Origin of the sequence: Devosia sp. (genome assembly GCF_025809055.1) — a bacterium.
GTDB lineage: Bacteria > Pseudomonadota > Alphaproteobacteria > Rhizobiales > Devosiaceae > Devosia.
The window spans coordinates 799,675-825,290 of sequence record NZ_CP075529.1; the positions used below are offsets into that span (position 1 = coordinate 799,675).

General features: G+C 63.0%; 27 protein-coding genes. 11 read left to right on the plus strand and 16 right to left on the minus strand.

Annotation, left to right across the window (positions count from 1 at the left end):
* Positions 1-2: 2 nt before the first annotated feature.
* From KIT02_RS03870 to KIT02_RS03880, 3 genes are read right to left on the minus strand one after another with little or no spacing between them, the layout of a single operon-like run.
* Positions 3-2,159: an RNA degradosome polyphosphate kinase gene (locus KIT02_RS03870; RefSeq protein WP_297582451.1), complete on the minus strand. Its 2,157-nt coding sequence runs from the start codon at positions 2,157-2,159 to the stop codon at positions 3-5.
* A 1-nt stretch (position 2,160) separates the two neighbouring features.
* Complete coding sequence (locus KIT02_RS03875; protein ID WP_297582453.1) at positions 2,161-2,883, minus strand: hypothetical protein; 723 nt, start codon at positions 2,881-2,883, stop codon at positions 2,161-2,163.
* Positions 2,870-3,961, minus strand: coding sequence for an AI-2E family transporter (locus tag KIT02_RS03880; protein ID WP_297582455.1), 1,092 nt, complete (start codon positions 3,959-3,961; stop codon positions 2,870-2,872). The genes KIT02_RS03875 and KIT02_RS03880 overlap by 14 nt, the downstream gene beginning before the upstream one ends.
* 133 nt (positions 3,962-4,094) lie before the next feature.
* Between KIT02_RS03880 and purM the strand changes: the two genes are divergently transcribed.
* The 4 genes from purM to KIT02_RS03900 all read left to right on the plus strand — a co-directional run bounded on the left by purM (position 4,095) and on the right by KIT02_RS03900 (position 7,599).
* Entirely contained in the window at positions 4,095-5,171 is a 1,077-nt protein-coding gene (gene purM / locus KIT02_RS03885; protein ID WP_297582459.1) for a phosphoribosylformylglycinamidine cyclo-ligase, read from the plus strand.
* Positions 5,168-5,752 carry a phosphoribosylglycinamide formyltransferase gene (gene purN, locus KIT02_RS03890; RefSeq protein WP_297582461.1) on the plus strand — a complete coding sequence of 195 codons (585 nt, stop codon included), beginning with the start codon at positions 5,168-5,170 and terminating at the stop codon, positions 5,750-5,752. Before purM ends, purN begins: the two co-directional genes overlap by 4 nt.
* 50 nt (positions 5,753-5,802) lie before the next feature.
* Positions 5,803-6,609 (plus strand): alpha/beta hydrolase, encoded by an 807-nt coding sequence (locus KIT02_RS03895; protein WP_297582464.1) that lies wholly within the window; start codon positions 5,803-5,805, stop codon positions 6,607-6,609.
* A gap of 93 nt (positions 6,610-6,702) precedes the next feature.
* Positions 6,703-7,599, plus strand: a complete 897-nt coding sequence (locus KIT02_RS03900; RefSeq protein WP_297582467.1) for a DMT family transporter — start codon at positions 6,703-6,705, stop codon at positions 7,597-7,599.
* Here KIT02_RS03900 and KIT02_RS03905 read toward each other — a convergent pair.
* The 6 genes from KIT02_RS03905 to KIT02_RS03930 form a co-directional block, all read right to left on the minus strand.
* Positions 7,570-8,169 carry a helix-turn-helix transcriptional regulator gene (locus KIT02_RS03905; RefSeq protein WP_297582468.1) on the minus strand — a complete coding sequence of 200 codons (600 nt, stop codon included), beginning with the start codon at positions 8,167-8,169 and terminating at the stop codon, positions 7,570-7,572. The genes KIT02_RS03900 and KIT02_RS03905 overlap by 30 nt on opposite strands.
* Before the next feature lie 12 nt (positions 8,170-8,181).
* On the minus strand, positions 8,182-8,592 hold the full coding sequence (locus KIT02_RS03910) for a hypothetical protein (RefSeq protein WP_297582470.1): 411 nt from the start codon (positions 8,590-8,592) through the stop codon (positions 8,182-8,184).
* Between the two features lie 78 nt (positions 8,593-8,670).
* On the minus strand, positions 8,671-9,276 hold the full coding sequence (locus KIT02_RS03915; RefSeq protein ID WP_297582472.1) for a hypothetical protein: 606 nt from the start codon (positions 9,274-9,276) through the stop codon (positions 8,671-8,673).
* Between the two features lie 242 nt (positions 9,277-9,518).
* Positions 9,519-11,018, minus strand: coding sequence for an Asp-tRNA(Asn)/Glu-tRNA(Gln) amidotransferase subunit GatB (gene gatB / locus KIT02_RS03920; RefSeq protein ID WP_297582475.1), 1,500 nt, complete (start codon positions 11,016-11,018; stop codon positions 9,519-9,521).
* A 77-nt stretch (positions 11,019-11,095) separates the two neighbouring features.
* Positions 11,096-11,608: a GNAT family N-acetyltransferase gene (locus KIT02_RS03925; RefSeq protein ID WP_297582478.1), complete on the minus strand. Its 513-nt coding sequence runs from the start codon at positions 11,606-11,608 to the stop codon at positions 11,096-11,098.
* 9 nt (positions 11,609-11,617) lie between these two features.
* Positions 11,618-11,932: a chorismate mutase gene (locus tag KIT02_RS03930; RefSeq protein WP_297582481.1), complete on the minus strand. Its 315-nt coding sequence runs from the start codon at positions 11,930-11,932 to the stop codon at positions 11,618-11,620.
* 479 nt (positions 11,933-12,411) lie between these two features.
* Between KIT02_RS03930 and KIT02_RS03935 the strand changes: the two genes are divergently transcribed.
* On the plus strand, positions 12,412-12,669 hold the full coding sequence (locus KIT02_RS03935) for a YjhX family toxin (protein WP_297582483.1): 258 nt from the start codon (positions 12,412-12,414) through the stop codon (positions 12,667-12,669).
* A 122-nt stretch (positions 12,670-12,791) separates the two neighbouring features.
* Here KIT02_RS03935 and KIT02_RS03940 read toward each other — a convergent pair whose 3' ends face one another.
* The 5 genes from KIT02_RS03940 to KIT02_RS03960 all read right to left on the minus strand — a co-directional run bounded on the left by KIT02_RS03940 (position 12,792) and on the right by KIT02_RS03960 (position 16,129).
* Positions 12,792-13,109 carry a hypothetical protein gene (locus tag KIT02_RS03940; RefSeq protein ID WP_297582485.1) on the minus strand — a complete coding sequence of 106 codons (318 nt, stop codon included), beginning with the start codon at positions 13,107-13,109 and terminating at the stop codon, positions 12,792-12,794.
* Between the two features lie 121 nt (positions 13,110-13,230).
* A complete protein-coding gene (gene gatA / locus KIT02_RS03945) occupies positions 13,231-14,715 on the minus strand; it encodes an Asp-tRNA(Asn)/Glu-tRNA(Gln) amidotransferase subunit GatA (RefSeq protein WP_297582487.1) in 1,485 nt (494 codons plus the stop codon).
* A 34-nt stretch (positions 14,716-14,749) separates the two neighbouring features.
* A complete protein-coding gene (locus tag KIT02_RS03950; protein WP_297582489.1) occupies positions 14,750-15,235 on the minus strand; it encodes a GNAT family N-acetyltransferase in 486 nt (161 codons plus the stop codon).
* On the minus strand, positions 15,236-15,523 hold the full coding sequence (gatC, locus tag KIT02_RS03955) for an Asp-tRNA(Asn)/Glu-tRNA(Gln) amidotransferase subunit GatC (protein ID WP_297582491.1): 288 nt from the start codon (positions 15,521-15,523) through the stop codon (positions 15,236-15,238).
* Between the two features lie 84 nt (positions 15,524-15,607).
* On the minus strand, positions 15,608-16,129 hold the full coding sequence (locus tag KIT02_RS03960) for a hypothetical protein (protein ID WP_297582493.1): 522 nt from the start codon (positions 16,127-16,129) through the stop codon (positions 15,608-15,610).
* A gap of 173 nt (positions 16,130-16,302) precedes the next feature.
* Between KIT02_RS03960 and ruvX the strand changes: the two genes are divergently transcribed.
* Positions 16,303-16,764 carry a Holliday junction resolvase RuvX gene (gene ruvX / locus KIT02_RS03965; protein WP_297582496.1) on the plus strand — a complete coding sequence of 154 codons (462 nt, stop codon included), beginning with the start codon at positions 16,303-16,305 and terminating at the stop codon, positions 16,762-16,764.
* 30 nt (positions 16,765-16,794) lie between these two features.
* Here ruvX and KIT02_RS03970 read toward each other — a convergent pair whose 3' ends face one another.
* Positions 16,795-17,793, minus strand: coding sequence for an AraC family transcriptional regulator (locus KIT02_RS03970; RefSeq protein WP_297582499.1), 999 nt, complete (start codon positions 17,791-17,793; stop codon positions 16,795-16,797).
* Between the two features lie 117 nt (positions 17,794-17,910).
* Between KIT02_RS03970 and KIT02_RS03975 the strand changes: the two genes are divergently transcribed.
* The 5 genes from KIT02_RS03975 to KIT02_RS03995 all read left to right on the plus strand — a co-directional run bounded on the left by KIT02_RS03975 (position 17,911) and on the right by KIT02_RS03995 (position 22,511).
* Positions 17,911-18,738, plus strand: coding sequence for an NmrA family NAD(P)-binding protein (locus KIT02_RS03975; RefSeq protein WP_297582502.1), 828 nt, complete (start codon positions 17,911-17,913; stop codon positions 18,736-18,738).
* A gap of 2 nt (positions 18,739-18,740) precedes the next feature.
* A complete protein-coding gene (locus KIT02_RS03980) occupies positions 18,741-19,127 on the plus strand; it encodes a DUF4345 family protein (RefSeq protein ID WP_297582504.1) in 387 nt (128 codons plus the stop codon).
* A 77-nt stretch (positions 19,128-19,204) separates the two neighbouring features.
* Positions 19,205-20,176, plus strand: a complete 972-nt coding sequence (locus KIT02_RS03985; RefSeq protein ID WP_297582506.1) for an aspartate carbamoyltransferase catalytic subunit — start codon at positions 19,205-19,207, stop codon at positions 20,174-20,176.
* Positions 20,173-21,471, plus strand: coding sequence for a dihydroorotase (gene pyrC / locus KIT02_RS03990; RefSeq protein ID WP_297582509.1), 1,299 nt, complete (start codon positions 20,173-20,175; stop codon positions 21,469-21,471). Before KIT02_RS03985 ends, pyrC begins: the two co-directional genes overlap by 4 nt.
* Positions 21,468-22,511 carry a dipeptidase gene (locus tag KIT02_RS03995; RefSeq protein WP_297582511.1) on the plus strand — a complete coding sequence of 348 codons (1,044 nt, stop codon included), beginning with the start codon at positions 21,468-21,470 and terminating at the stop codon, positions 22,509-22,511. Before pyrC ends, KIT02_RS03995 begins: the two co-directional genes overlap by 4 nt.
* Positions 22,512-22,775: 264 nt before the next feature.
* On the opposite strand, the gene topA is transcribed toward KIT02_RS03995, so the two are convergent.
* Complete coding sequence (gene topA, locus KIT02_RS04000; protein WP_297582513.1) at positions 22,776-25,394, minus strand: type I DNA topoisomerase; 2,619 nt, start codon at positions 25,392-25,394, stop codon at positions 22,776-22,778.
* Between the last annotated feature and the right edge of the window lie 222 nt (positions 25,395-25,616).

Sequence of the window (25,616 nt, forward strand, 5' to 3'; positions counted from 1 at the left end):
GCTCAGCCCTCGTCGCGATCGACCATGCCGGCGCTGCCACGGCCGGACAGCGAGGGATTGGTCATGAAGTACTTGTGGGCGTTGAAGGGCTCTTCCCCTTCCGCCTGCCGGACCCGATGCGAACTTCCATCGGGCAGCACTTCCCAACTCTGCTGGTTGTCCTTGAGATAGGCAACCATGATCTGATCCAGAATCTGCTTGTGCACGGTCTTGTTGAGTATGGGCACCATGATCTCGACCCGCCCGTCGAGATTGCGGCCCATGATATCGGCCGAGGAAATATACACCTTGGCCCGCGTCGAGGGCATGGCCTCGCCATTGCCGAAACAATAGATGCGGCTGTGCTCGAGGAACCGGCCGACTACGGACTTGACCCGGATATTGTCCGAGAAGCCGGGAATACCGGGCCGGAGGCAACAGATGCCGCGCACGATCAGGTCGACCTTCACACCGGCCTGGCTGGCGTCGTAGAGGGCATCGATGACCAGCGGGTCCACCAGCGAGTTCATCTTGAGCAGGATCGAGGCCGGCTGTCCGCTGCGGGCCAGTTCGATTTCCCTTCCGATGCTGTCGATCAGGGTCTGCCTGAGATTGACCGGCGACACGGCAATGGTTTCGAGCTCGGTCGGTCGCGCATAGCCGGTGATGAAGTTGAAGACCCGCGCCACGTCGCGCGTCACCGCCGGGTCGATGGTGAAATAGCTCAGGTCCGTATAAATCTTGGCGGTGATCGGGTGGTAGTTGCCGGTGCCGATATGGCAATAGCTGACCAGCTTGCCCTTCTCGCGACGGATCACCTGGCTCATCTTGGCATGAGTCTTGAGCTCGATAAACCCGAACACCACCTGCGCCCCGGCGCGTTCCAGGTCGCGGGCCCAGCGGATATTGGCCTCCTCGTCGAACCGCGCCTTGAGTTCGACCAGGCACGTGACGGACTTGCCCGCCTCCGCAGCCATGATCAGCGCCTTGACGATCGGGCTGTCCGAGGACGTGCGATAGAGCGTCTGCTTGATCGCCACCACTTCCGGATCGCGCGCCGCCTGCATGAGAAACTGGGCCACCACGTCGAAGCTCTCGAACGGGTGATGAACCAGAATGTCCTTGGCCCGGATGGCCGCAAAGCTGTCGCCATTGTAATCGCGGATGCGTTCGGGAAAGCGCGCCAGGTAGGGCGGAAACTTGAGGTCGGCCCGCGGCACGTCGCAGATCTTGCGCGCATCGGCGAGGCCGAGAAACCCGTGCACCTCGAACACGTCCGCTTCCTTGACCCCCAGCTGCTCGCCGATCTGGCGCTTGAGGGCCCTGGGCATGGTGCGTTCGATTTCGAGCCGGATCACCTGCCCGCGCCGGCGCTGGCGCAGGGCAGACTCAAATTCCACCACGAGATCGGCCGCCTCGTCGTCGATTTCGATTTCGCTGTCGCGGATGATGCGGAACGCCCCCGAACCCACCACTTCATGGCCCGGAAACATCTTGTGGAAGAACAGCTTGACCAGCGTGTCGATGGTCACGACCTCGGTGCGCCCCTCGGACACCAGCCCGGTCGGCAGGTTGATGAAGCGATCGAGATTGCCGGGAATGCGGACGAGGGCGGTCAGCGGCTGGTCGCTGTCAGGCCGCTTGAGCTCGAAGGCCAGGGCCAGACCCAGATTGGGAATGAAGGGGAAAGGATGCGCCGGGTCAACCGCAATTGGGGTGAGCACCGGGAAGATTTCTTCGCGGAACAGTTTTTGGAGGTAGGAGACCTGCTCTTCGGTCAGGTCATTGGACTCGTGGATGACCACGTTCTGCTCGAACAGCGCTTCTCGCAGGCTCTGCCAATGATCCTGCTGCTCCAGCTGCAGATGCTGGGCCAGGGTCGCGATTTCCTCGAGCTGTTCGCCCGGCGTCAGCCCGTCCGCGCTCTGCTTGGCCAGCCCCGCCCGGATCTGGCCTTTGAGGCCGGCGACCCGCACCATGTAGAATTCGTCGAGATTGTTCGCCGAGATGGACACGAACCGCAGCCGTTCGAGCAGCGGATGGGCCTCATTTCCCGCCTCTTCGAGCACCCGCATGTTGAATTGCAGCCAGCTCACCTCGCGGTTGACGAAACGCGCCGGGCTGTTGCGCAGGGCATCAGCATCGGGCACCGCGCCCTCGGTCTCGGGAAACTCGCTCATTTCATTCATCGTCGTTCCAGTCTTCCTGCCGGTCTGCGTCCGCCGCATCGTGGCGGAGCGCAAGGGCCTCGGCTGCTATTGTCCGGGTGATGGCGGAACCCCGCGCCAGCGCGAGTCGGTCCATTGTGTCGACCAGGGCCGTGGCCGCCTCCTGGCTGCGCTCCATACGGGCCACGAGATAGCCGATCACCCTGGGTTCGACCTTGATTTGCCGATCACCGAACAGTTTCACCAACATATGTGACAACTCAATGTCGTCGCTGCTCTCCAGCCGGAACAGCGGTGCCCGGCGCAACCGCGATCTGGCGTCGTCGGTCTTGAGTGGCCATTGGGCGATGTCACCGCGCGCCGTCAGCAATAGCGATCGCTCGCCGCGCAGTGACTGATTGAGCAGGTGAAACAGCGCCACTTCGTCATATTGGCCACGATCCACATCCTCGATCACCAGGGCCCGCCGGTCCGGATCGGCGACAAGCTCCGCCAACTCGTCCGGCCCCGCCATATGGGCATGGCTGATATCGGCAAATATGCGCGCCAGGTGAGACTTGCCGGAGGCCGGCGGCCCCACCAGCACCGTCAGGTGTTCGGGCCAGTGCGGCCAGGCAGCGATTCGCGCATGGGCCACGCTATTGCCCGTGCCCACCAGAAAATCGTCGGCCGCCAGCGAGGGTTCGTGGCCGAGGTCGAGTGCGAGCTGGCGGGGTCCGCCTTCAGGCCATGCCATCGTTGCCGTCGCCACCGCCATTGGGTCCGAGATAGAGGTAGCTTTCCTTGTATTTGCGCACGCCGAACCGCACCAGCACCGAGGCAATCGCCGCCATCGGCACCGCCAGCAGCAGTCCCACGAAGCCGAAGACCGCGCCCAGGGCGAGCAGGGCAAACATCATCCAGACCGGGTTGATATTGATCGAGGACCCCACAAGCTTGGGGTAGAGCACATTGCCTTCGATGAACTGCCAGAACAGGAAAATCCCGGCGATGAGCCCCACCATCCACCAGTTCGGGGCGAACTGCACGAAGGCGATACCCACCGACAGGCCCAGGCCGATCGTGAACCCGGCATAGGGAATAAAGCTCATGAGCCCGGCAATAAGACCCACGGCCAGGCCATAGTTGAGCCCGGCCAGGCTGAGAGCCGTGGCATAGAATGCGGCATCGATCAGCAGCACACCGCCCTGCCCGCGAATAACGCCGGCCATGGACTTGTCGATCTCCTGCAGGATGCCCTTGATCTCGCTCTTGTGCTCCTTGGGCAGCAGGCCATCGATGCCGCGCACCATGCCTTCCCAGTCGAGCAGCAGGTAGAAGGCCACCACTGGCGTCAGCACCATCAGCCCGACCACGACCGCGCCGGTAATCCCGATATTGACCAGTTCCCCCGGAATCGTGGCGATGAACCCGAGCGCCTGGCGCGTCAGGTCATTGATGCTGGCCTGCACCTGCGCCGCCCGCTCTGCACCCAGCCATTCGTTGATGGTCGGCGAATAGTCGATGGCCAATTGCTGCAGATCGCTGACATAGGCCGGCAGGCGCTGAATCAGGCCCACGATCTGCTGGCCGATAAGCGGCACGAACATCACGAACAGCGCGATGATGATGGTCAGCATCAGGAGCAGCACCACCACGGTCGCCCAGGTGCGGCTGAACCGCCACTTCTGCAACTGGTTCACCAGCGGGTTCAGCAGGTAGGCCAGAGCCGCCCCGACCACGAAGGGCAGAAGGATGCCGCGGAACACCCAGATCGCCAGGATCAGGACCACGAGGAATCCGATCCAGATCATCACCTGATTTCTAAGTGCCATGGCGTCGTGCAGCCCTTGCCTACGGGTAATCTAGAAGTTATCAGGCCATGTAACGGCCACCATCGAAAACTTCAACCAACCCGGATCGCGCGCGCTCACTTGCGCCCGAAATCCCCAGCATTGGCAAAGGCTCATGTCCGACACGCAAAACCTGCCACCAAACGGACTGTCTTACAAGCAAGCCGGGGTCGACATCGACGCCGGAAATGCTCTGGTCGAGGCCATCAAGCCGGCCGTGCGGTCCACCCGCCGCCCTGGCGCCGATGGCGAGATCGGCGGCTTCGGCGGCCTGTTCGACCTGAAAGCCGCAGGTTTCAAGGACCCGGTGCTGGTGGCGGCCAATGATGGCGTCGGCACCAAGCTCAAGATCGCCATCGATACCGGCATTCACGGCACCATCGGTCAGGACCTCGTCGCCATGTGCGTCAATGACCTTGTCGTGCAAGGCGCCGAGCCGCTGTTCTTTCTCGACTATTTTGCCACCGGCAAGCTGGACGTTGCCCAGGGCACGGCCATTGTCGAGGGCATCGCCCATGGCTGCCGTCTGGCCGGCTGCGCGCTGATTGGCGGCGAAACCGCCGAAATGCCCGGCATGTATCACGGCAATGACTACGACCTCGCCGGTTTTGCAGTCGGCGCCGCCGAGCGCGATGCGCTGCTGCCCCGCAAGGATATCGCCGCGGGCGACACGCTGGTCGCCATTGCCTCGTCCGGCGTCCATTCCAACGGCTATTCGCTCGTGCGCAAGATCGTTGAGCTGTCGGGCTTGGCCTGGGACGCCCCGGCCCCCTTTGCTCCGGCCAAATCGCTGGCCGAAGCCCTGCTCGAACCCACCCGCATCTATGTGAAGCCGCTCCTCGCCGCGCTTGCGGATGGCATTGGCATCAAGGCCCTCGCCCACATCACCGGCGGTGGCTTCATCGACAATATTCCGCGTGTGCTGCCTGATCACCTGGCCGCCGGTATTGATCTTGGCGCGGTCTCCGTGCCGCCCGTCTTCGGCTGGCTGGCCAAGGTCGGCGGTATGAGCGAACGCGAAATGCTGCGCACCTTCAATTGCGGCGTCGGCATGCTGGTCGCGGTTTCACCCGAGGATGCGGAAAAGCTCGTCGTCCATCTCACCCAGGCCGGCGAAACCGCTGCTGTCGTCGGCAGTCTGACCGAGCGCACCGGCGAGCCCGTGACCTTCAGGGGATCACTCTCGCTGTGACCCGCAAGCGCGTCGCCGTTCTGATCTCCGGGCGCGGCTCCAACATGTCCGCATTGATCGACGCCGCCCGGGACCCAGCCTATCCGGCCGAGATCGTCGGCGTTTTGTCCAACAAGGCCGCCGCACCCGGCCTCGCGATCGCGGCAAATGACGGCATCGCCACGGCCTCGCTTGCCCAGAGCAAGTTTCCAAGCCGCGACATGTTCGAAGACACGATGACCCAGATCATGGAGAGCTGGGAAGTCGACTATGTCTGTCTTGCCGGTTTCATGCGCATCCTGGGCGAGGATTTCGTGATCCGCTGGCAGGGGCGGATGATCAACATCCACCCGTCCCTCCTTCCGCTTTACAAGGGGCTGCATACCCACGAGCGCGCCCTGGCCGACGGGGCGAGCGTGCATGGCTGCACCGTGCATTTCGTAACGCCCGGCCTCGATGAAGGCCCCGCAATTGTTCAGGCCAAAGTGCCGGTGCTTGCCGGGGACACGCCGCAATCTCTGGCCGACCGCGTGCTCATCGAAGAACACCGCATTTATCCCGAAGCCCTCAAAATGCTCGCCGAGGGCCGGGTCACGTTCTGATCTTGTCGAACGGCTGGGCAGATGCCCGTCGTGGACCAGAGGAGAATATCATGACCCATACCGACGACGATCTGACTCACCTTGCCGAACATGGAATGCCCGACCTCCCCAGCCCGGATCAGTCCGGCATGGTGGAGAACGAGGGCGCCAAAATCTGGTACTGGACCAGGGGGACCGGCAGCCCGGTCATCCTGCTCCACGGCGGCCTTGGCCATGCCGGAAACTGGGCCTACCAGGTCGAAGACCTGATCGGCGCCGGATACCAGGTTGTCGCCATAGACAGCCGCGGCCAGGGCCACTCGAGCCGGACGGATGACCCCTATACCTACGACCAGATGGGCCGGGACACGCTGGCTGTCATGGATAAATTGGGGATCGGGCAGGCTGCCATTGTCGGCTGGAGCGATGGCGCCGACACCGGGCTGGTGATGGCCCGGCAACACCCCGAGCGCATAAAAGGGCTCTACTTCTTCGCCTGCAATGTCGACGCCACCGGTGCCCTGCCCTTCCAGCCGACGCCAGTGATCGATCGCATCTACGCGCATCACGTCGGCGAATATGCCAAGCTCTCCCCGACACCCGAAGCATTCGAGCGGATGCGCGACGATCTTGGGGTGATGCAATCCAGCCAGCCCAATTACACCGCTGCCGATCTCGCGGACATCGGCGTCCCGGTATGGAGTGTGATCGGCACGGGTGACGAGTTCATCCGCCGCGATCATGCCGAATACATCGCAGCATCCCTGCCCAACGGGTCATTCCACCTGCTGCCCGATGTCAGCCATTTCGCGCCCCTGCAACGGCCCGGTGTGTTCAACGCGTCGGTCAGTGCTTTCCTTGCTGCCGTTTGGAATTGACCCATCACAGCAATTGATGACCCTCATCGTCAAAATCGGTTCGACCTTTGTTCCACCTCGGCGTAGCGTCGCGCCCTGTCTGAGAGGTGCCCCATGAGTCTGCGCGATTGGTCGCTAATTGTCCTGCTGGGCGCCATCTGGGGCTGCTCATTCGTCTTCAATGCCCTGCTGATCCGCGAGCTCGGGCCCCTCTGGGTCACCGCGCTCAGGGTCGGCATCGGCGCTCTGGGATGCTGGGCCGTGATGTTCGCCCTGCGAAAAAAGGTGCCGCGCGACCCGCGCCTGTGGCTGCAACTGGCGGCTTTGGGCGTTCTCGCCTATGCCATCCCCTTTGCGCTCTTTCCCCTCGCCCAGGCGCATCTTGCGAGCGGTATCGCCGCCATCATCAATGCCCTGACCCCCATGGTCACGGCCGTCATTTCCCATTTCTGGATCGGCGGCGAGAAGGCCACCCCGACCAAGTTCACCGGCGTAGCCATCGGCTTTGCCGGCGCCGCTATCCTGGTCTCGCCAGCCCTGACGTCAGGCGGGTCCTCCCAGCTCTGGGCTGTGGCCGCCTGCCTCTGTGCCACCCTTTGCTACGCGCTCACCCTCAACATCACCCGCAGCTTCAAACACGTCGAGCCAACGGCCTTTGCCGCGATCGCCCTGACAGGCGCTGCCGTGATCGCAACCCCCGTCGCCTTCTTCACCGAAGGCGCTCCGGTCATGACCCGGCCCGAAACCTGGGGCGCAGCACTGGCCATTGGTCTGCTATCGACCGCCTTCACCTTCCAGATCATGTACCGCATTCTCCCCCGCGTCGGCGCCACCAACTTCGCCACGACCACCTTCATTGCACCAATCTCGGCCCTGCTGATCGGCGTCACCGTGCTCGGCGAAACCATCCTGCCGGTCCAGATTCTGGGGATGTTCGTGATCTTCTTCGGCCTGCTCTTCATCGACGGCCGCATTCGCAACCTATTTCCCGGTCGAAGCGCGACCCAGTAGGATCGGTCCTCGCGTGGTCTCCGCAGGTGCGGGCAACACGGGCGGCTCTGCTGGCGGCGGCAACGGGACGAGCGAAGCGCGAATGGCGCTGTCGTCTTCCATCAGGTCGTCGATGAACAGCGACAGCAATTGGGTGCGGCCGGTCACGCCAGCCTTGCGATAAATCGCGTTGGTCTGAGCTTTTACAGTGCCTTCGGACGTACCGCGAAGGCCGGCGATCTCCGAGATCGAGAGCCCCTTGAGCGCGAAAAGCGCGACGTCGGCCTCGGCCGGAGTCAGCCGCCATTCCAGAAAGCGTTCGTTCAACAGCTCCATGAAGGCACCGGAAGCGCGCCGCAGTCGCTCTTCCGCGAGACGCCGGTTCCGGTCCGCTTGCCAAAGTGAGACGGCACCAAAACCAACCCCGACAACCAGCCCCAGCGCCGCTCCGATCTCCAGCAGTTCCCGGGCCTCCCAGGAGAGCGGACCAGCCCACAATCCAATATAGGACGACAAAATGTCAGACACGAAAAAGAACGCGCTGACGACCTGAACCAAGAGAATGACGACGATAGCCCAGACCCGGCTCATCTGATCGCGGGCTCAGTCGTCATCCCGGTCATCATCGTCGTCATCGCCGTCATCATCATCGCCGTCGTCATTGTCGCTGTCGTCATCACCATCGTCCTCATCGTCATCCGAATCCGACCTTTCGCCTTCCGTACCACTGGTCGTCGACGGGATCGTGGCGGAGGGAACGGTGCGACCGCCGGCGGTGGTCCAGACATCGCGAAGGAGTTCCCCGGTCCGCGGGTTTATCACCAACTCACGGACACCCTGCGCATGCGTCGCCAAGACCCGGACTCGGCCAAGCAATGTCCGGGTTATCTCGATATCCCGGTAGCCTTGCGCTTCGAGTTGGGCAACGACGCTATCGACATAGTCCGCATGAGCCATCTGCGGAAATGCAAATGTAAGGCCGGTCAGGGCGATCAAAAACTGTCGACGGCGCATGTCATCCTACTCCTGCCATCAGGCTACAGCGTTCGTGCGGGGACCGGCAAGGCCGGCCCCCATACGCAAAGTTGACGATTAGTCTTCATCGTCCTCGTCGTCATCGCGATCGTCCTGATCGTCGTCCTGATCGTCGTCCTGATCATCGTCCTGATCATCGTCCTGGTCGTCGTCCTGGTCGTCGTCCCGGTCGTCGTCACGGTCGTCGTCCCGATCGTTATCCCGATCGTCGTCACGGTCGTCATCCCGATCGCCATCCCGGTCATCGTCCCGGTCGTCGTCCCGATCATCATCACGATCGTCATCCCGGTCGTCATCCCGGTCATCATCCCCGTCGTCGTCCCGGTCATCGTCCCAATTTTCATCGTCGAAGGCGTCTTCGTCGGTGAACCCATCATCATCGAATTCGTCGAAATAGATGCCGGGAGTCGTGTCGTCGTCCGCGTCGATGGATTCGGTTTCCATCCTCAGCACGTCGCCAGTGTCGAGATCATAGATCACCTCGACCTTCATTTCCTGGTTGTAGGCTTCCACTTTGGCCTGCGTACGCGAAAGCTCGACCTCGACGCGGGTGAACCCTTTCTCCTGGTATTGCCGAGCTATCTCCTCGCCGGTCCAGGCTGCCTGGGTCATCGAGGTGGTCATCAGCAGAACGGCTGCCGCACCCAAGATTCGAAGTTTCATGGTTCAGTCTCCTCATGGTGTGTATCGAGCCGGTGGGAATCGCCCTGCCGGCAAGCACCATGAAGGCGGCGTGAACCCGATAGTCCCATTACCCCCGGGTTTAGGCGGCAGCCAATATGGCCAGGGTTTAGGGCCGTAAACTCGAGTTTATGAACGAAGAATTGAGGCGCGTGCAGCGTGCGCGCGACGAAAAAAGGGCCGGACACAAGGGTCCGGCCCGCCAAAATCGAAGCCTCTGGTCTCTACTCGATCCCGAGCTTTTTCTTCATCAATTCGTTCAGCGCCTGCGGATTGGCCTTACCACCGGAGGCCTTCATGGCCTGGCCGACGAACCAGCCGATCATGGTCGGCTTGGCCTTCACCTTTTCCACCTGGTCGGGATTGGCGGCGATGATGTCGTCGACGATCTTTTCAATGGCGCCAAGGTCCGTCACCTGCTTGAGCCCGCGACGCTCGACGATCTCGGCCGGTTCTCCCTCGGGTTCTTCGGCGATGAGGATCTGCAACACGTCCTTGCCGCCCTTTGACGAGATCGTGCCGCCGGCGATGAGGTCGACCAGCCCGGCAATCTGCGCCGGCTTGAGATGGGTTTCCCACACCGCCAGCCCCTGGCTGTTGGCGAAGGCCGCCACATCGCCATTGAGGATATTGGCGACCGCCTTGCCGTCCCGCTTGGTTGCGCCAAAGCTCACGCAGGCTTCGTAATAGTCGGCGGTCTCACGATCGAGCGTCAGCACCATGGCGTCATAAGGGGTGACGCCATAGTCCTTGATGAAGCGCCCCTGCTTTTCATCCGGCAGTTCCGGCAGGTTTTCGGCAAGGCCAGCGATGAAGGCATCGTCGAATTCGAGCGGCAGCAGGTCCGGATCGGGGAAGTAGCGATAGTCATGCGCTTCTTCCTTGGAGCGCATGGAGCGGGTTTCCCCGTTCTTGGGATCAAACAGGCGCGTTTCCTGGTCGATGCTGCCACCATCTTCCAGAATGTCGATCTGCCGGCGCGCCTCATATTCGATGGCCTGGCCGGCGAAACGGATCGAATTGACGTTCTTGATCTCACAGCGCGTCCCGAATTCCCCGCCCGGCTTGCGCACGGACACGTTGACGTCGGCACGCATGGAGCCCTGCTCCATATTGCCGTCGCATGTGCCAAGATAGCGCAGGATCGTGCGCAGCTTGGAGAGATACGCCTTGGCTTCCTCGGACGAGCGCAGGTCGGGCTTACTGACGATTTCCATCAGCGCCACCCCGGACCGGTTGAGGTCGACAAAGCTCATGTTCGGGTGCTGGTCATGGATCGATTTGCCGGCGTCCTGCTCCAGATGCAGCCGTTCGATCCCGATCTCGATCTGCTCGCCATCGACATCCAGCAACACCTTGCCTTCGCCGACGATCGGGTCCTTGAACTGGGAAATCTGGTAGCCCTGCGGCAGGTCCGGATAAAAATAGTTCTTGCGATCGAACACGCTGCGCTTGTTGATCTGGGCCTTGAGGCCCAGCCCGGTCCGCACGGCCTGGCGCACGCATTCCTCGTTGATGGTCGGCAACATGCCGGGCATGGCCGCGTCCACGAAGCTGACATTGGCATTGGGCGGATTGCCGAAGGCTGTCGAGGAACCGGAGAACAGCTTGCTCTCGCTGGTGACCTGGGCATGCACCTCCATGCCGATGATCACTTCCCAGTCGCCGGTCGAACCGGAGATCAGGCGTTTCTTGTCGGGGGTGCGGGTGTCGACGAGTGTCACTTTGCGGTCCTGAAACACGGTAATTCCGGTGTCGTGCTTACCGGGCTTGCCCGCTCTATGCAACCGCCGCGAACCGGCTAGTCGAGGTCCTCGATCTCCCCGTCATAGGGATGCAGCCATTTTTCCAGATGCACGCTGCCGAACGGGTCCTGGCTGCGCCGCCCATCTGTCTTGAGGGCCAGAATGCGATAGCCCTGCCGTTCGTAGAATTGCACGGCCCGCACATGGTCGGCGGGCGTTTCCAGCCGGATGCGCTGCGCACCCTCGAGTTCCAGCATGGCCTCCATGCGCGACAGCAACATCCGGCCCAGTCCGTTGCTCTGCAGGTCCGGCATCACGAAGAGGTAGGGAATGTAATTGCGGCCCTTGACCCGCGCGCACCAGCCGACAACGACGCCGTCCAGTTCCACGACGATGGTGTGGGGCCAGTATTGGCCAACGGCATGCGACAGCCGCCGGCGCTCTTCATCGCGGATACCCGGTCGCTCGCCCACCACAGGCAGGATGCCGTCTTCCCACGCGCGATAGGCGATGTCGGCCAGTCGTGGGGCATCCGAGATCTCCGCCTTGCGTATCCGAATGCCCGACATTCTGGCCTCCTATTTCGCGCGTCGCCTGGCTGCGATGATGCCCTTCTCGTAATTGATGTTCCAGTCGATCAGGGTCCGCCAGATAAGTTCGGCCTGATCCTCGTCGAGATCAAGGTCCAAACTGCGGCTTCTGACCTTTGATACGATCGTCTCGATACGGGCGGGATCATAAGCTTCGTGTGGATCGGTCTTGATCTCGGCCATGCGGGTGACATAGCCGTGGCGCTCCGCAAACAGGGCCAGCAGGGCCTGGTCGATCCGGTCGATTTCGAAACGGACATCGTCCTTGGTCTGGCATTCGGCAGGCTGTTTAGGATTGTTCAAGGTAGCTGGCACTTTTCGTCTAACGCCTTCCATCAGATGGTCAGGTGATACTCCGAATTTGGAAGCATATCGCTTTGCTGTTTCCCAAGTTAGGCCCCTAGTTCCATTCTCGTGATGTCGATACGTCTCAGGCAAAATCCCAAGAGCCTGGGCAGCACTTTCTTTTGTGGGGTAGCCCGCCTTCTCTCTGGCAAGCACGAGGTGGTCATTGGGCGTAGGCATGTATTCATCCAAAGTGGATTTGATCTGTTGCTGGTTTGCACCGGCTGCCGCACGATTTCAACCCGCCGGCCATGATCCCTATGGCCAATCCGGCCGGCACGACCTAATCATGAGCCATGTCTAGCCAGTCTGAGATTGTCTGATAGCCCGTCCACGACGCGACGGGCATGAATGAACCAAGCCGCTGCCGGGCGTGACGCGGGCGTGGCTCCGTTTGTTTGCGGCCACATGCCGCCATTCAGGCTTCAGACTTTTCCATGGATATTTCCCGAAACGAACAGCGGGTGCTGCACGCGCTCGCGCAGGGCGGACGCATCGCCGCCATCAAGGACGAGCGCGGCAAGATCGCTGCTTTCGAGTTTTTCAGCCGCGACGGCTGGCTGATCAACGGGCTCACCCCGCTCATCTTCAGCAAGCTCAAGGCAAAGAAAGCGATCAAATCCCAGGGTGGTGGACCCTATAGGATCACCAAGCGCGGGCTCGAACTGGTCCGCAGCCAGGTGGACAATCGCTAAAGGCGGCCTACAGCACCACAAAACACGGCGCTGCCCTCGGGCTCGACCCGAGGGCCATTCAGACCTCACACCGAGTTGAGACTGGCCTTCGGGTCAAGCCCGAAGGCGGCGCCCTGCGTAGGCTAATGCCGCGTCACGTCGCTGAGGGCCGCAGCGATGTGTTCCCATTCGGCCGAAACGCTGGCGGTGGCGCGGCGCTTGCCGGCGCGGCGATACCAGTAGTCGGCATTGCCCATATCGGCTTCGATCCAGTGCATCAGGGCATGAACCCAGTCGAAGGCCTGCACGCCTTCCATGGCCTGCACGATCGTGTGCGCCTTTTCCCATTCGGGCCCGACGCGCATCTCACCCTTTTTCAGCCACCACAGGGCCTGCAGCGGCTTGCTCATGTCCTTGGGAGGCTCGGACCAGTCGAGCGTCGTAAAGATATCAGTGGCCATCGGCGAAATTCCTGTTGGCCCGGACGCGACCAGCGGGTGCGTCACAACCAGTTTCAACTTGTGCATTGGCCGCAAATAGTGCGGTTTTGCGCCGCAATCAAGCGGCGCGACCTCCAGATGCTTACCACCAGGGTTTCGGGGAGAAGTCGCCGCCGGCACTCTTTTCGATCACGCGCGCGGCTGCGAACAGGGTTTCCTCGTCAAAAGGCTTGCCGATCAATTGCAGGCCGAGCGGCAGTCCCTGCCCGTCCTTTCCGGCCGGAACCGCGATGCCCGGCAGGCCCGCCATGTTGACGGTCACGGTGAAAACGTCCTGCATATACATCGCCACCGGATCGGCCGCGAGCGTCTCGTCGCCGATGCCGAAAGCCGCCGAAGGCGTCGCTGGCGTCAGGATGGCGTCGACCCCGCCGTGGAAGGCGTCCTCGAAATCCTTCTTGATCAGCGTCCGCACCTTCTGCGCCTTGACGTAATAGGCATCGAAATAGCCGGCGCTGAGCACATAGGTGCCGATCATGATGCGGCGCTTTACCTCCCGGCCGAAACCGGCGGCGCGAGTCAATTCATACATGTCGGTGATGTCCTTGCCGCTGACGCGCAGGCCATACTTGACGCCGTCATAGCGGGCGAGGTTGGACGAGGCTTCGGCCGGGGCCACGATATAATAGGCCGGCAGCGCATACTTTGTGTGCGGCAGAGAGATGTCCTTGACCGTAGCGCCCTCGGCCTTCAGCCATTCCAGTCCCTCGGTCCAGAGCTTTTCGATTTCTCCCGGCATCCCGTCCATCCGGTATTCCTTCGGAACACCGATGGTCAGGCCCTTCACGCCACGCTCGACGGCGGCGGCAAAATCTGGAACCGGAATATCGACACTGGTCGAATCCTTGGGATCGAACCCCGACATCGAGGTCATCAGGATTGCCGCATCCTCAACCGTGCGGGCAATCGGGCCGGCCTGATCGAGCGAGGATGCGAAAGCGACTGTGCCCCAGCGCGATGCACGCCCATAGGTCGGCTTGATCCCCACCGTGCCGGTAAGGGCCGCCGGCTGGCGGATCGAGCCGCCGGTATCGGTTGCCGTCGCGCCGGCGCAGAGCCAGGCCGCCACGGCCGCGGCCGACCCACCCGACGATCCGCCCGGCACCAGGCTGGCATTGCTGCCATCGGCCCGGAACGGGCTGGTCACCGGGCCGTAATAGGACGTCTCGTTGGACGAGCCCATGGCAAACTCATCCATGTTAAGCTTGCCCAGCATTACCGCGCCATCGCGCCAGAGATTGGCCGTCACGGTGGATTCGTATTCCGGCTTGAAGCCATCGAGAATATGGCTGGCGGCCTGGGTGTGCACGCCCTTGGTCGCGAACAGGTCCTTGACCCCCAGCGGGATGCCCTCGAGCGTACCGCCCTGCCCCTTGCCCAGTTTTTCGTCGCTGGCCCTGGCCATGTCCCGCGCCTGTTCGGGCGTCGTCGCCACATAGGCGTTGAGGCTCGGATTGGCCTTCTCGATGGCCCCGATATAGGCGTCGGTCAATTCGAGCGCTGTAAAGCTCTTGTCCTTGAGACCCTTGCGGGCATCGGCGAGGCTGAGTTTGGTCAGGTCAGTCACGGAAATATCTCTCATTCGTCACGGCGGGCGGCGATCAGGCCACCCCAGCCGGAGCCGATAGCGGCAGTTCAAAGAAGGCCGACCATTCGCTGTCGGGATAATCGAGGAAGGGGCCGCGCTGGACAAAGCCGTAGCGCGTATAGAGCCGGTGCGCCTCGGCCATGCCGTCGCCCGTGCCGGTCTCAAGCATCACCACCGGCAAGCCCTTTTGGCGCGCCAGCTCGATGATGCGCTCCAGCAGTTGCCGCCCGACGCGCTGGCCCCGCACTTCGGGCAGGGTGAACATGCGCTTGACCTCGCCCAGCTCCGGGCCGTGCAGTTTCAACGCACCCATGCCCACGGCCTTGCCGCTATCATCACGGGCCACGAACAGGGTCGTGGCGCTGTCGGCCATCTGCTCGACGGTCATCTTGAACTGGAATTCGAGCGGCGACAGCGGCAAGAGGTGCGCATTGAGCTGCTCGACCAGGGCGCGCACGTCGTCCTGCAGCGGCGTTTCGATGGCGATGCTGATCGCCATTTATTCCACCACCTTGGGGACCATGAAGAAGTTGTCTTCGGTCAGCGGTGCATTGCCCACGATCTTTTCGGGATAGCCGCCGTCACTGATCACGTCGTCGCGGCGGCGCAGTGTCATTGGCGTCACCGAGGTCATCGGCTCGACACCATCGACATTCACCTCACCAAGCTGCTCGACAAAGCCCAGGATGGCATTGAGCTCCTGCTGATAGCCGGCCACTTCCGTTTCCTCGATGCGGATACGGGCCAGGCGACCGATGCGCTTTACGGTGGCGGCGTCGACGGACATGAATTTCTCCAGCGGAATGCGTGTTCGCGGCGTTATTAGCAATCCGCCACGGCAAAAGACAATGAAAATGCCTTATCCGTCACATCAGACTTCCACGGCGAGGCCGGGCTCCAGGGCGATGAGCCCGGCGCCGTCGAGCAGCGGGGGCAGCATCGAAAAAGCCTGATCCCGCGCCGCGTCGCTGCCGCCAAACGCGATCAGGTGCGGCCTGCGGCTTTCGAGGAGTGCCGCACCCCGCCGCGCCAGGTCATCCCCCGCCATCACCACCACGGCCTTTTCCACCCAACGGCCGAGAGCCGGTGGTTCGCCGGCCAGCAACAGCAGCGGACGATCCTCATCCGCATCAACCAGCAGCGCCCCCTCTCCCAGCGTCCAGATCTGCGCGGGGCGCAGCGATTCGTCGGCGTCGAGCAGTCTCTGGATGGGCCGGGCAGTCCAATTGGTCCCATCAGCAGGCTTATGTGGCGCGTCCATGGCAGTGACGATATCCGCGCCGCTTACCAGTTCGCCGGAATCGACGCCGATCGCCTGCTCCGCATCGACCACGATGATCTGGCCGCCGATGTGAATGCGAAAGGCGGTTCCGCCAAACCAGGTGAGTTTCATCCATCGATTCCTGTCGCCAAGGTCGCCAACAGCCTATAGGAGGTCGATCAACTGGCAAGGACCAGTAGCCCTCATGGTGAGCCTGTCGAACCACGAGGTCGCGGCAGGCCAGCCTCCACTCGCTCGACCTCGTCCTTCGACAAGCTCAGGATGAGGTCTTTGGGAATCCTGACGTGACCGAAGACCTGACCAATCCCCTTGCCGCCATTCCGCCCTCAGGAAAAATCCTGGGGCTGGACCTGGGCACCAAGACCATCGGTGTCGCCGTTTCGGACGCCATGCGCTATTCGGCCACCCCGCTCGAAACCATCAAGCGCACGAAGTTTACCCAGGACGCCGAGCGGCTCATCGAACTCATCTCCGAAAATCAGGCGGTGGCGATCATTCTCGGCCTGCCTCTCAACATGGATGGCAGCGAGGGCCCGCGCGTCCAGTCGACCCGCGCCTTCGCCCGCAACCTGGCGCAAAAGATCACGCTGCCCATCGCCTTCTGGGACGAGCGCCTATCGACCTCGGCCGTCACCCGCATGATGATCGAGGCCGACCTGCGCCGCGACCGCCGCGCGGAAGTCGTCGACAAACTGGCCGCCAGCTACATCCTGCAGGGCGCCCTTGACCGGTTGCGCAACTGGTAATCCACTTTCGAGTCCGTAAGCGCTACAATATCAATGGCTTAAAGCCATTTTCTGATCCAATTCAGAAAATGATCTCGAGGTGCCGCGCCTGAGACTTCCCGGCGATTCACCGAAAACCTGCTTGAACGCCCGCCCGAAGGCCGCATCCGACTGATAGCCTGCATGGCGGGCAATGCGCGACAGTGTCTCCCGCCCTTCTACCACGGCCAGGCGCGCCCGCTGCAGGCGCCAATCGGTCAGGTAACGCATGGCCGGCACGCCCAGAGTTTCGGCAAACCGTGCCGCAAATCCCGAGCGGGACATGCCGGCAATCCGCGCCAGCTGTTCCAGCGTCCAGTTTTCACCCGGACGATTGTGCATGGCCGCCAGCGCCCGCCCCAATTGTGCATCACGCAGCCCGGCGAGCCAGCCCGTCTGGCTCTCCGGCGCGGTATCGAGCCAGGTGCGGATCGCCTGGATGATCAGGATATCGGCCAGCCGGGTGATGACCGCCTCGCCCCCCGGCCTCAAGTCCGCCGCCTCATGGGAGATAAGGTCGAGCGTACTGCGCACCCAGCCACCGGCCGCATCGTGCCAGCGATCGACGATCAATACGTCCGGCAGCAGCTCGACCAGCCGGCGGGCCGCGACATCGTCAAACGCCACCACCCCGGTCATGGCGCGCGTCACTGGCCCCGGCCCGGCAATGGACATGAGTTCATAGCGCTCACTGACACGGGTCGCCGGCAGGTCGAACAGGGGCGTGGTCTTCATATCCGGCGAGCTGGCCAGTTCAACCGGCGTGCCCAGTGGCAGCACCACCATGCTGCCCTCGCGCACGAGCACAGCATCACGATTGGGGAGGCGCATCCAGCCCTCGCCCGCCGTTATGATGACGAACAGCATCGCATTTTCCATCTGCGGCAGCGCCACGCCCCAGGGCGCACCCAATTCGGCCCGGCAATAGAGCGTGCCATTGAGCCGCAGCATGTGCAGGACATCGCCGAGCGGGTCCGAGGCGGCGGGGGGCTGGAAGTGCGAAACGGCCATGCGACACCAATCCTAACAAACTTGCTGGACGATCTGCATAGATAACTGGCCATTCGGCGATGGAAAGTCCAGCCCACGTCGCCAATCTCCCGGTCGTAAGCAAAACGGGAGATCCCTATGAGCCATTCACCCATCCTCGTCATTGGCGCCAGCGGCAAGGTAGGCCGCCGAGTCGTCGCCAAGCTGACCGACATGAACCGCCCCACCCGTCCGGCGGGCCGCCGCACCGCATTGCCGTTTGATTGGCAGGACCGCTCGAACTGGGCCGATCATTTCTCCGGCGTGGACACGGCCTATGTCGCCTACTATCCAGACCTGGCTTCACCCCAAAGCGCCGATGATATCGCGGCCCTTGTCGCCGCCGCCAGGTCTGCGGGTCTCAGGCGCATGGCCCTGCTTTCCGGTCGCGGCGAAAGCGGCGCGATCAGGGCCGAAAACGTGCTGCGCGACAGCGGCCTCGGCTACACCATCCTGCGCTCGGCCTTCTTCAACCAGAACTTTTCCGAGGGCCTTATGCACCAGGGCGTCATGGACGGCCTGCTCGCCTTGCCGGCTGGCACGCGCGCGGAACCCTTCGTCGACCTCGACGACATCGCTGAAGTGGCCGCAGCCGCCCTGGTCGACGACCGGCACCACAACAAGGTGTATGAAATGACCGGCCCGCGCCTGCTCACCTTTGCCGATGCCATGTTCGAGATCGATGCCGCCACGGGGCGCGAACTGGCCTACGCTCCCATATCCCTCGATCAATTCCAGGCGGCGATGGAAGCCGCGATCGGGCCCGATGACGCCCATCTCTACACAGAACTGTTCCGGGAACTGTTCGATGGCCGCAATGAGTCGATCACCAACGGCGTCCAGGAAGCCCTTGGCCGTCCGCCGCGAGACTTTGCTGACTATTGCGTCGGGGCCGCAAAAGCCGGCGCCTGGCGGCTGGCCGCCTAGCCGTGGCCATTTTCACGCGGCTGCTGCTGGCCATCGGCGCTTTGACGGCAGCTGCCCTGGCCCTGTCGATCCTGTTCCTGCCCGTTCCGTTCTATTCCGGTTACGGAATTGCGGTCGGCGCGGAGGTGAGCCTGCTCAATGAGCTCAAGGCCCCGGCCCTGCTCATCCTTGCCCTAGGCCTGATCCAGGCCGTTGGCCTCGTGCAGGCCAGGTACCAGCAGGTCGGTGTCGCGGCGGGCCTGCTGCTCTATCTGAGCTTTGGCCTGTCGCGGCTGGTCGCCATCCTCACCGACGGGCCGCCATCGCCAGCCTTGATCTGGGTTGCTGTTGTCGAACTGACTCTGGGCGGTGCTTTTGCCCTGGCGCTTTGGCGGTTGCGGCGGGGATAATTTCGCGAAACGGCCAGGGTGGGCTTGCCCCACCCTGCCCCCTCGGCTAGACCGCAGCAAATCGCAAGGGATGCGACATGCCGCAGCAGAGCTCACGCACCGGCCATTCCGGTGACTTCCCCCCGTTCCAGCAACGACACCTCATTTCCATCGCCGATCTCCAGCCGCACGAAATCATCGACCTGCTGGACCGCGCCGAGGGCATGATCGAAGTGTCCCGGCAGGAGCGCAAGTCTCTGCCGACGCTGTCCGGCAAGACCCAGATCAATCTCTTCTTCGAACCCTCGACCAGGACGCAGTCCTCCTTCGAGATCGCCGGCAAGCGCCTGGGTGCGCTGGTGGTGAACATGTCGGTCAAGACCAGTTCGGTGTCCAAGGGCGAAACCCTGGTCGATACCGCCGCGACCCTCAACGCCATGCGCCCGGACGTCCTGGTCGTCCGCCATTCCGCCGCTGGTGCGGTGGAACTGCTCTCCCAGAAGGTCGGCTGCGCCGTGATCAATGCCGGCGATGGCGCCCACGAACATCCGACCCAAGCGCTCCTCGATGCGCTGACCATCCGTAACCACAAGGGTACGCTTGCCGGGCTGACCGTTGCCATCTGTGGCGACATCGCCAATTCCCGGGTCGCCCGATCCAACCTTTTGCTCCTGGGCGCGCTCAACGTCCGCACCCGGGTCATCGCGCCCCGCACCCTGCTTCCCGCCGGCATCGAAAACCTGGCGACCGAAGTTTTCACCGACATGGAAGAAGGCCTCAAGGGTGCCGATGTGGTGATGATGCTGCGCCTGCAGCACGAACGCGCCAATGGCCGCATGATCCCTTCGGTGCGCGAATACTACCGCTTCTATGGTCTGGACGAGGCCAAGCTGGCCCATGCCAAGCCTGACGCCATCGTCATGCATCCGGGCCCCATGAACCGCGGCGTCGAAATCGACCCCGCCATTGCCGATGGTGATCGCAGCGTCATCACCGACCAGGTCGAAATGGGGGTCGCCGTGCGCATGGCCGTGCTCGATGCCCTGCTCCCGGCGAGGAACGAGCCATGATCCGCCCCCTCATCATCGACAATGCCCGCATCCTCGATCCGGCCTCCAATACCGATCAGACCGGAGCGGTTCTCATTGAAGACGGCCGCATTTCCGATCTGGCCATCGGCGGTCCGGCCGGGGTGCCGGACGGCGCCGAAGTCATCAACGCCCAGGGCATGGTGCTGGCGCCGGGCCTCATCGATATGCGGGTTTTTGTTGGCGAGCCCGGCAAGGAATATCGCGAGACGCTGGCCTCGGCCGGCGCGGCTGCCGTTGCAGGCGGCGTCACCAGTTTCGTGATGATGCCCGATACGACCCCGGCGGTGGACGATGGCGCGCTGGTGGATTTCCTGATCCGCCGGGCCGAGGCGCAGTCTCCGGCCCGCATCCTTCCCGCCGCTGCCATCACCAGGGGGCTGGCCGGCAAGGAAATCACCGAGTTCGGGCTGCTCAAGGAAGCGGGCGCCGCCTGCCTCTCCGACGGTTCCGCATCGATCCAGTCAAGTGCCCTGCTGCGCAGCGCCATGACCTATGCCGCCAATTTCGACATGCCTCTCGTCCACCAATTGACCGATGCCAGCCTGGCGGGCGACGGCGTCATGAACGAGGGCCTGTTCGCCACGGTTCTGGGCCTCAAGGGCATTCCGCGCGAGGCCGAGACCATCCCCCTCGCCCGTGACCTGCAACTGGCGGCCCTGACCCGGGTGAACTATCACGCCGCCCAGGTGTCGACCAAAGGCTCCGTGGACCTGCTCGCCACCGCCAAGAGCAACAATAGCCGCGTCTCGGCCGGCATCTCGATCAACAATCTCTGCCTCAACGAAAATGACATCGGGCGCTACCGCAGCTTCTTCAAGCTCAATCCGCCCCTGCGCAGCGAGGACGACCGGCGCGCGGTGATCGATGGCCTGCGCTCGGGCGCCATCGACACCATCCATTCCGATCACGATCCGCAGGACAGCGAGGTCAAGCGCCAGCCCTTCGCCGAAGCTTCCTATGGCGCCATCGGCCTCGAAACTCTGCTCGCGGCCGCCCTGCGGCTGGTGCATTCCGGCGATGTCGAGCTGATGACCATCCTGCGGGCCATGACCAGCCGCCCCGCCGAAATCCTCGGTCTTGAAACCGGACGTATTGCGCGCGGGGCACCGGCCGATCTCATCCTGTTCGATCTCGAATATCCCTGGCAGGTCACCGAAAAGACCTTCCGTTCGCGCTCGCGCAACACCAGCTTCGAGGGCGCCCGCATGCAGGGCAAGGTCATGCGGACCCTGGTCAATGGCCGCACGGTCTTCGTGCATGAGGAAGACGCGTGACCATTCCCTTCTTCGACGGCCACAACGACACCCTGCTTCGCCTCCTGGAAAAGCCGAAGGCCGAGCGCCTGTCCGGCTTCATCGACGGCAGCAAGGAGGGTCACATCGACCTGCCGCGGGCCCGCGCGGCAGGCATGGCGGGCGGGTTCTTCGCCATGTTCCCGCCCCCAGTCAAATCGAGCCTCGCCAGCGTCGCGGCCCCCGACTACGCCAAGGGCGACCTGCCGCCGCTGCTGGAACTGTCCGAAGCAGCCAAATCCACCAATGGCATGGCTTCGCTCCTGCTGCAGCTCGAACGCGCCGGAGCGCTGTCTATCTGCCGGACGGCGGGCGAGATCAGGTCGGCCATCGAGGCCGAAAAGCTGGCAGCGATTTTCCATATCGAGGGCGCCGAGGCGATCGATCCGGATTTCGACTCGTTTGAAGTTCTCTACGCCGCCGGCCTGCGCTCCATCGGTATCACCTGGAGTCGGGCCAATGCCTTCGGCACCGGCGTGCCGTTCCGCTTTCCGGCCGATCCGGATATCGGCCCGGGCTTGACTGATGCCGGCAAGGACCTGGTGCGGCTCTGCGACCAGCGCGGCGTGACGATCGATCTCAGCCACCTCAATGCCGCTGGTTTCCGCGATGTGGCGGCGATTTCGACCAGGCCACTGGTCGCAACCCATTCCAATGTCCACGCCATCTGCGCCTCGACCCGCAATCTGACCGACTGGCAGCTTGCGGCCATCCGCGAAAGCGGTGGCCTCGTCGGGCTCAACTTTGCGACCGGCTTCCTGCGCCAGGATGGACGCTTCGTCGCCGACACCCCGCTCACCACCATGCTCGAACACCTCGATGCCCTCATCGAGGCTCTGGGCGAAGACGGCGTGGCGCTGGGCAGCGACTTCGACGGCGCCATGATGCCCACCGAAATCGGCGACGTCACCGGCGTCCCCCACCTCTTCGACGCCATGCTGGCGCACGGCTATGGCGAAACCCTGGTCCGAAAAATCGCGCTGGACAACTGGCTCGGCCTGATCGAACGCACGATAGGGTAAGCTTGCCGTTACGGCCGTGTATTCGTCGCCACGATTAACCTGATTTTGTGACAAGCGCCCGTCCCTTCTCCCCTGAAGGGAGAAGGTGGCGCGAAGCGCCGGATGAGGGGTTCAGACACGCGTCACCCGAGGGGATTTCACCCCTCACCCCGGCCCTCTCCCCTGAGGGGCGAGGGGGCGATAGAGCCGATGGATCAGTTCATCGGAAAAGATATCCGGCATACCCTGAGCCCGCCGAAAGGCAAGGTCGCAGGCACCACACTGCTAAAACGGCACGTCCTCTGAATCCGCCGTCTTCTTTGCAGCAGCTTTTTTTGGCGCCGCTTTCTTGGCTGGTGCCTTCTTGGCAGCCGGTTTCTTGGCTGCGGCTTTCTTGGCCGGTGCCTTTTTCTTGCCGCCGCCCGCTCCGGCCTTGGCCGCCAACAGGGCAATGGCCTGATCCAGCGTCACCGTTTCGGGCTTCATGTCCTTGGGCAGCGTGGCGTTGATCTTGCCCTGGTTGACATAGGGTCCATAGCGTCCGGCCCGCACCGTGATCGGGCCATCGTCGCGCTCAAAAGTCTGGATCGCCGCCGGGGCAGCGCCGCGTCCGCCACGGCCACCGCCCGCCGCCTTCTGGGCGATCAGGTCGACGGCGCGATTGAGCCCGACGGTGAACACCTCTTCGACATCGGGCAGGTTGGCATATTTGCCATCATGCAGAACGAACGGCCCATATCGCCCCAGACCCGCGCTGATCGGCAGGCCGGTTTCGGGATGCAGGCCCACCTCGCGCGGCAGCGACAGCAATTGCAGCGCCTTTTCCAACGTCAGCGATCCCGGCTCCCAGCCCTTGGGCAGGGACGAGCGCTTCGGCTCCTTGCCATCTCCGAGCTGCACATAGGGCCCGAAACGGCCCGACTTGAGAAACACCTCTTCGCCGCTCGCCGGGTCTGCGCCCAGCACGCCATCGCCCGCCGCCGCCTCCGAGGACTGCCCCGAGGCCGCGTCCGACAGTTGCATCGTGTGCTTGCATTCGGGATAGTTCGAGCAGCCGATAAAGGCGCCGAACTTTCCGAGCTTTAGCGACAGGGTGCCGGTTCCGCAGGTGGGGCAACGGCGCGGGTCCGAGCCGTCCGCCTTGGCCGGGAAGATATGGTCGGCGAGCAGGTCATTGAGTGCGTCCAGCACCTCGGAAACCCGCAGATCCTTGATTTCCTCGGTAGCCGCGGTGAAATCGCGCCAGAAGTCGCGCAGCAGCACCTTGTAGTCGAGATCACCGGCCGACACCTGGTCGAGCCGTTCTTCGAGCCCCGCGGTGAAACCGTATTCGACATAGCGGGTAAAGAAGCTTTCGAGGAAGGCGGTGACGATCCGCCCGCGATCCTCGGGATGCAACGCCTTGCCGTCGAGCCGCACATAGTTGCGGTCTTTGAGGGTCGACAGCGTCGCCGCATAGGTCGAGGGGCGCCCGATGCCCAGCTCTTCCATCTTCTTGATCAGGCTCGCCTCGGAATAGCGCGCCGGCGGCTGGGTGAAATGCTGCTCGATCTCGACCTTGTTGAGGCTCGGCTTGTCACCCACGGCCAGCGGCGGCAATTCGCGGCCGTCATCGTCGTCTTCGTCGCCATCGGTCTTGGCCTCGACACCGTAAAGCGTCAGGAATCCGGGGAAGGTCACGACCGATCCGGTGGCCCTCAGCGTCACGGCCCGTCCGGGCACGTTGACCGCCACGTCCACCGTGGTCCGGTCGATGGCCGCCGACGCCATCTGGCTGGCCAGCGTCCGCTTCCAGATCAGGCCATAGAGCTTGGCCTGGTCGGCATCGAGGTTGAGGCTTTCCGGACGCTTGAACATGTCCGTGGGGCGAATGGCCTCGTGCGCTTCCTGCGCATTCTTGGCCTTGGTCTGGTAGATGCGGGCCTTTTCGGGAAGATACTCTTCGCCGAAATATTTCCCGATCACCGAGCGCGCCATGGCAATGCCTTCCGGCGCCATCTGCACGGCGTCGGTTCGCATATAGGTGATCAGCCCATCCTCATAGAGGCGCTGGGCAATCTGCATCGTCCGCGATGGCGAAAGGCCCAGCCGCGATGAGGCATCCTGCTGCAGGCTCGAGGTTGTGAACGGTGCGTAGGGATTGCGCTTGGTCGGCTTCTTCTCGACATTGGCGACATTGAACTGCCCGCCTTCGATGAGCTTCTTGAGCGCTGCTGCGTCCTCGCCGGTCTTGATATCGAGCTTGTCGGTCTTCTTGCCGTCGACGGCAAACAGCCGCGCCAGAAAATTCTTGCCGCCCTGCGCCAGTTGCGCCTCGACCGACCAGTACTCGTCGGCCCGGAAGCGCTCGATCTCGGACTCCCGGTCCGAAACCAGTCGCAGTGCCACCGACTGCACCCGGCCCGCCGATCGCGACCCCGGCAATTTGCGCCACAGGATGGGCGAGAGGGTAAAACCGACAAGATAGTCGAGCGCCCGGCGCGCCAGATAGGCGTCGACCAGCGGCATATCGATATCGCGCGGCTTGGCCATTGCCGCGGTCACGGCGTCCTTGGTGATCGCGTTGAACACCACGCGCTGAACCGGCACGTCCTTCTTCAGCGCCTTCTTGGCCCGCAGCACATCCAGGATATGCCAGGAGATCGCTTCGCCTTCGCGATCCGGGTCGGTGGCGAGGATCAGGCCGTCGGCGCCCTTGAGCGCACCGGCAATATCGGCAATGCGCTTCCGGGCGGCCGTATCGACCTCCCAGGACATGGCGAAATCCTCGTCCGGACGAACCGAACCATCCTTGGCCGGCAGATCGCGAACATGACCGAAGCTGGCGAGAACCTCGTAGTCCTTGCCCAGATATTTGTTGATTGTCTTGGCCTTGGCCGGACTTTCAACGACGACGACCTTCATGTTCCGCTTATCCGCAACTGCTCAATCAAAGAGCGCGCAACATGGTGAAGGCAAATGCCGGTGTCAACGGGGACACGGTTGCGTCAGACTATCGGCGCCTGCCGATGGAAGGCTTGCGGCGCGGCTTCCATACATGTCACACTAACCAACGCACATCCCCGTTTGCACATCCCTTTTGCCGTGTCTGACCTGCAGCGAGCCCATGGACTGGCCCGGTGCCGC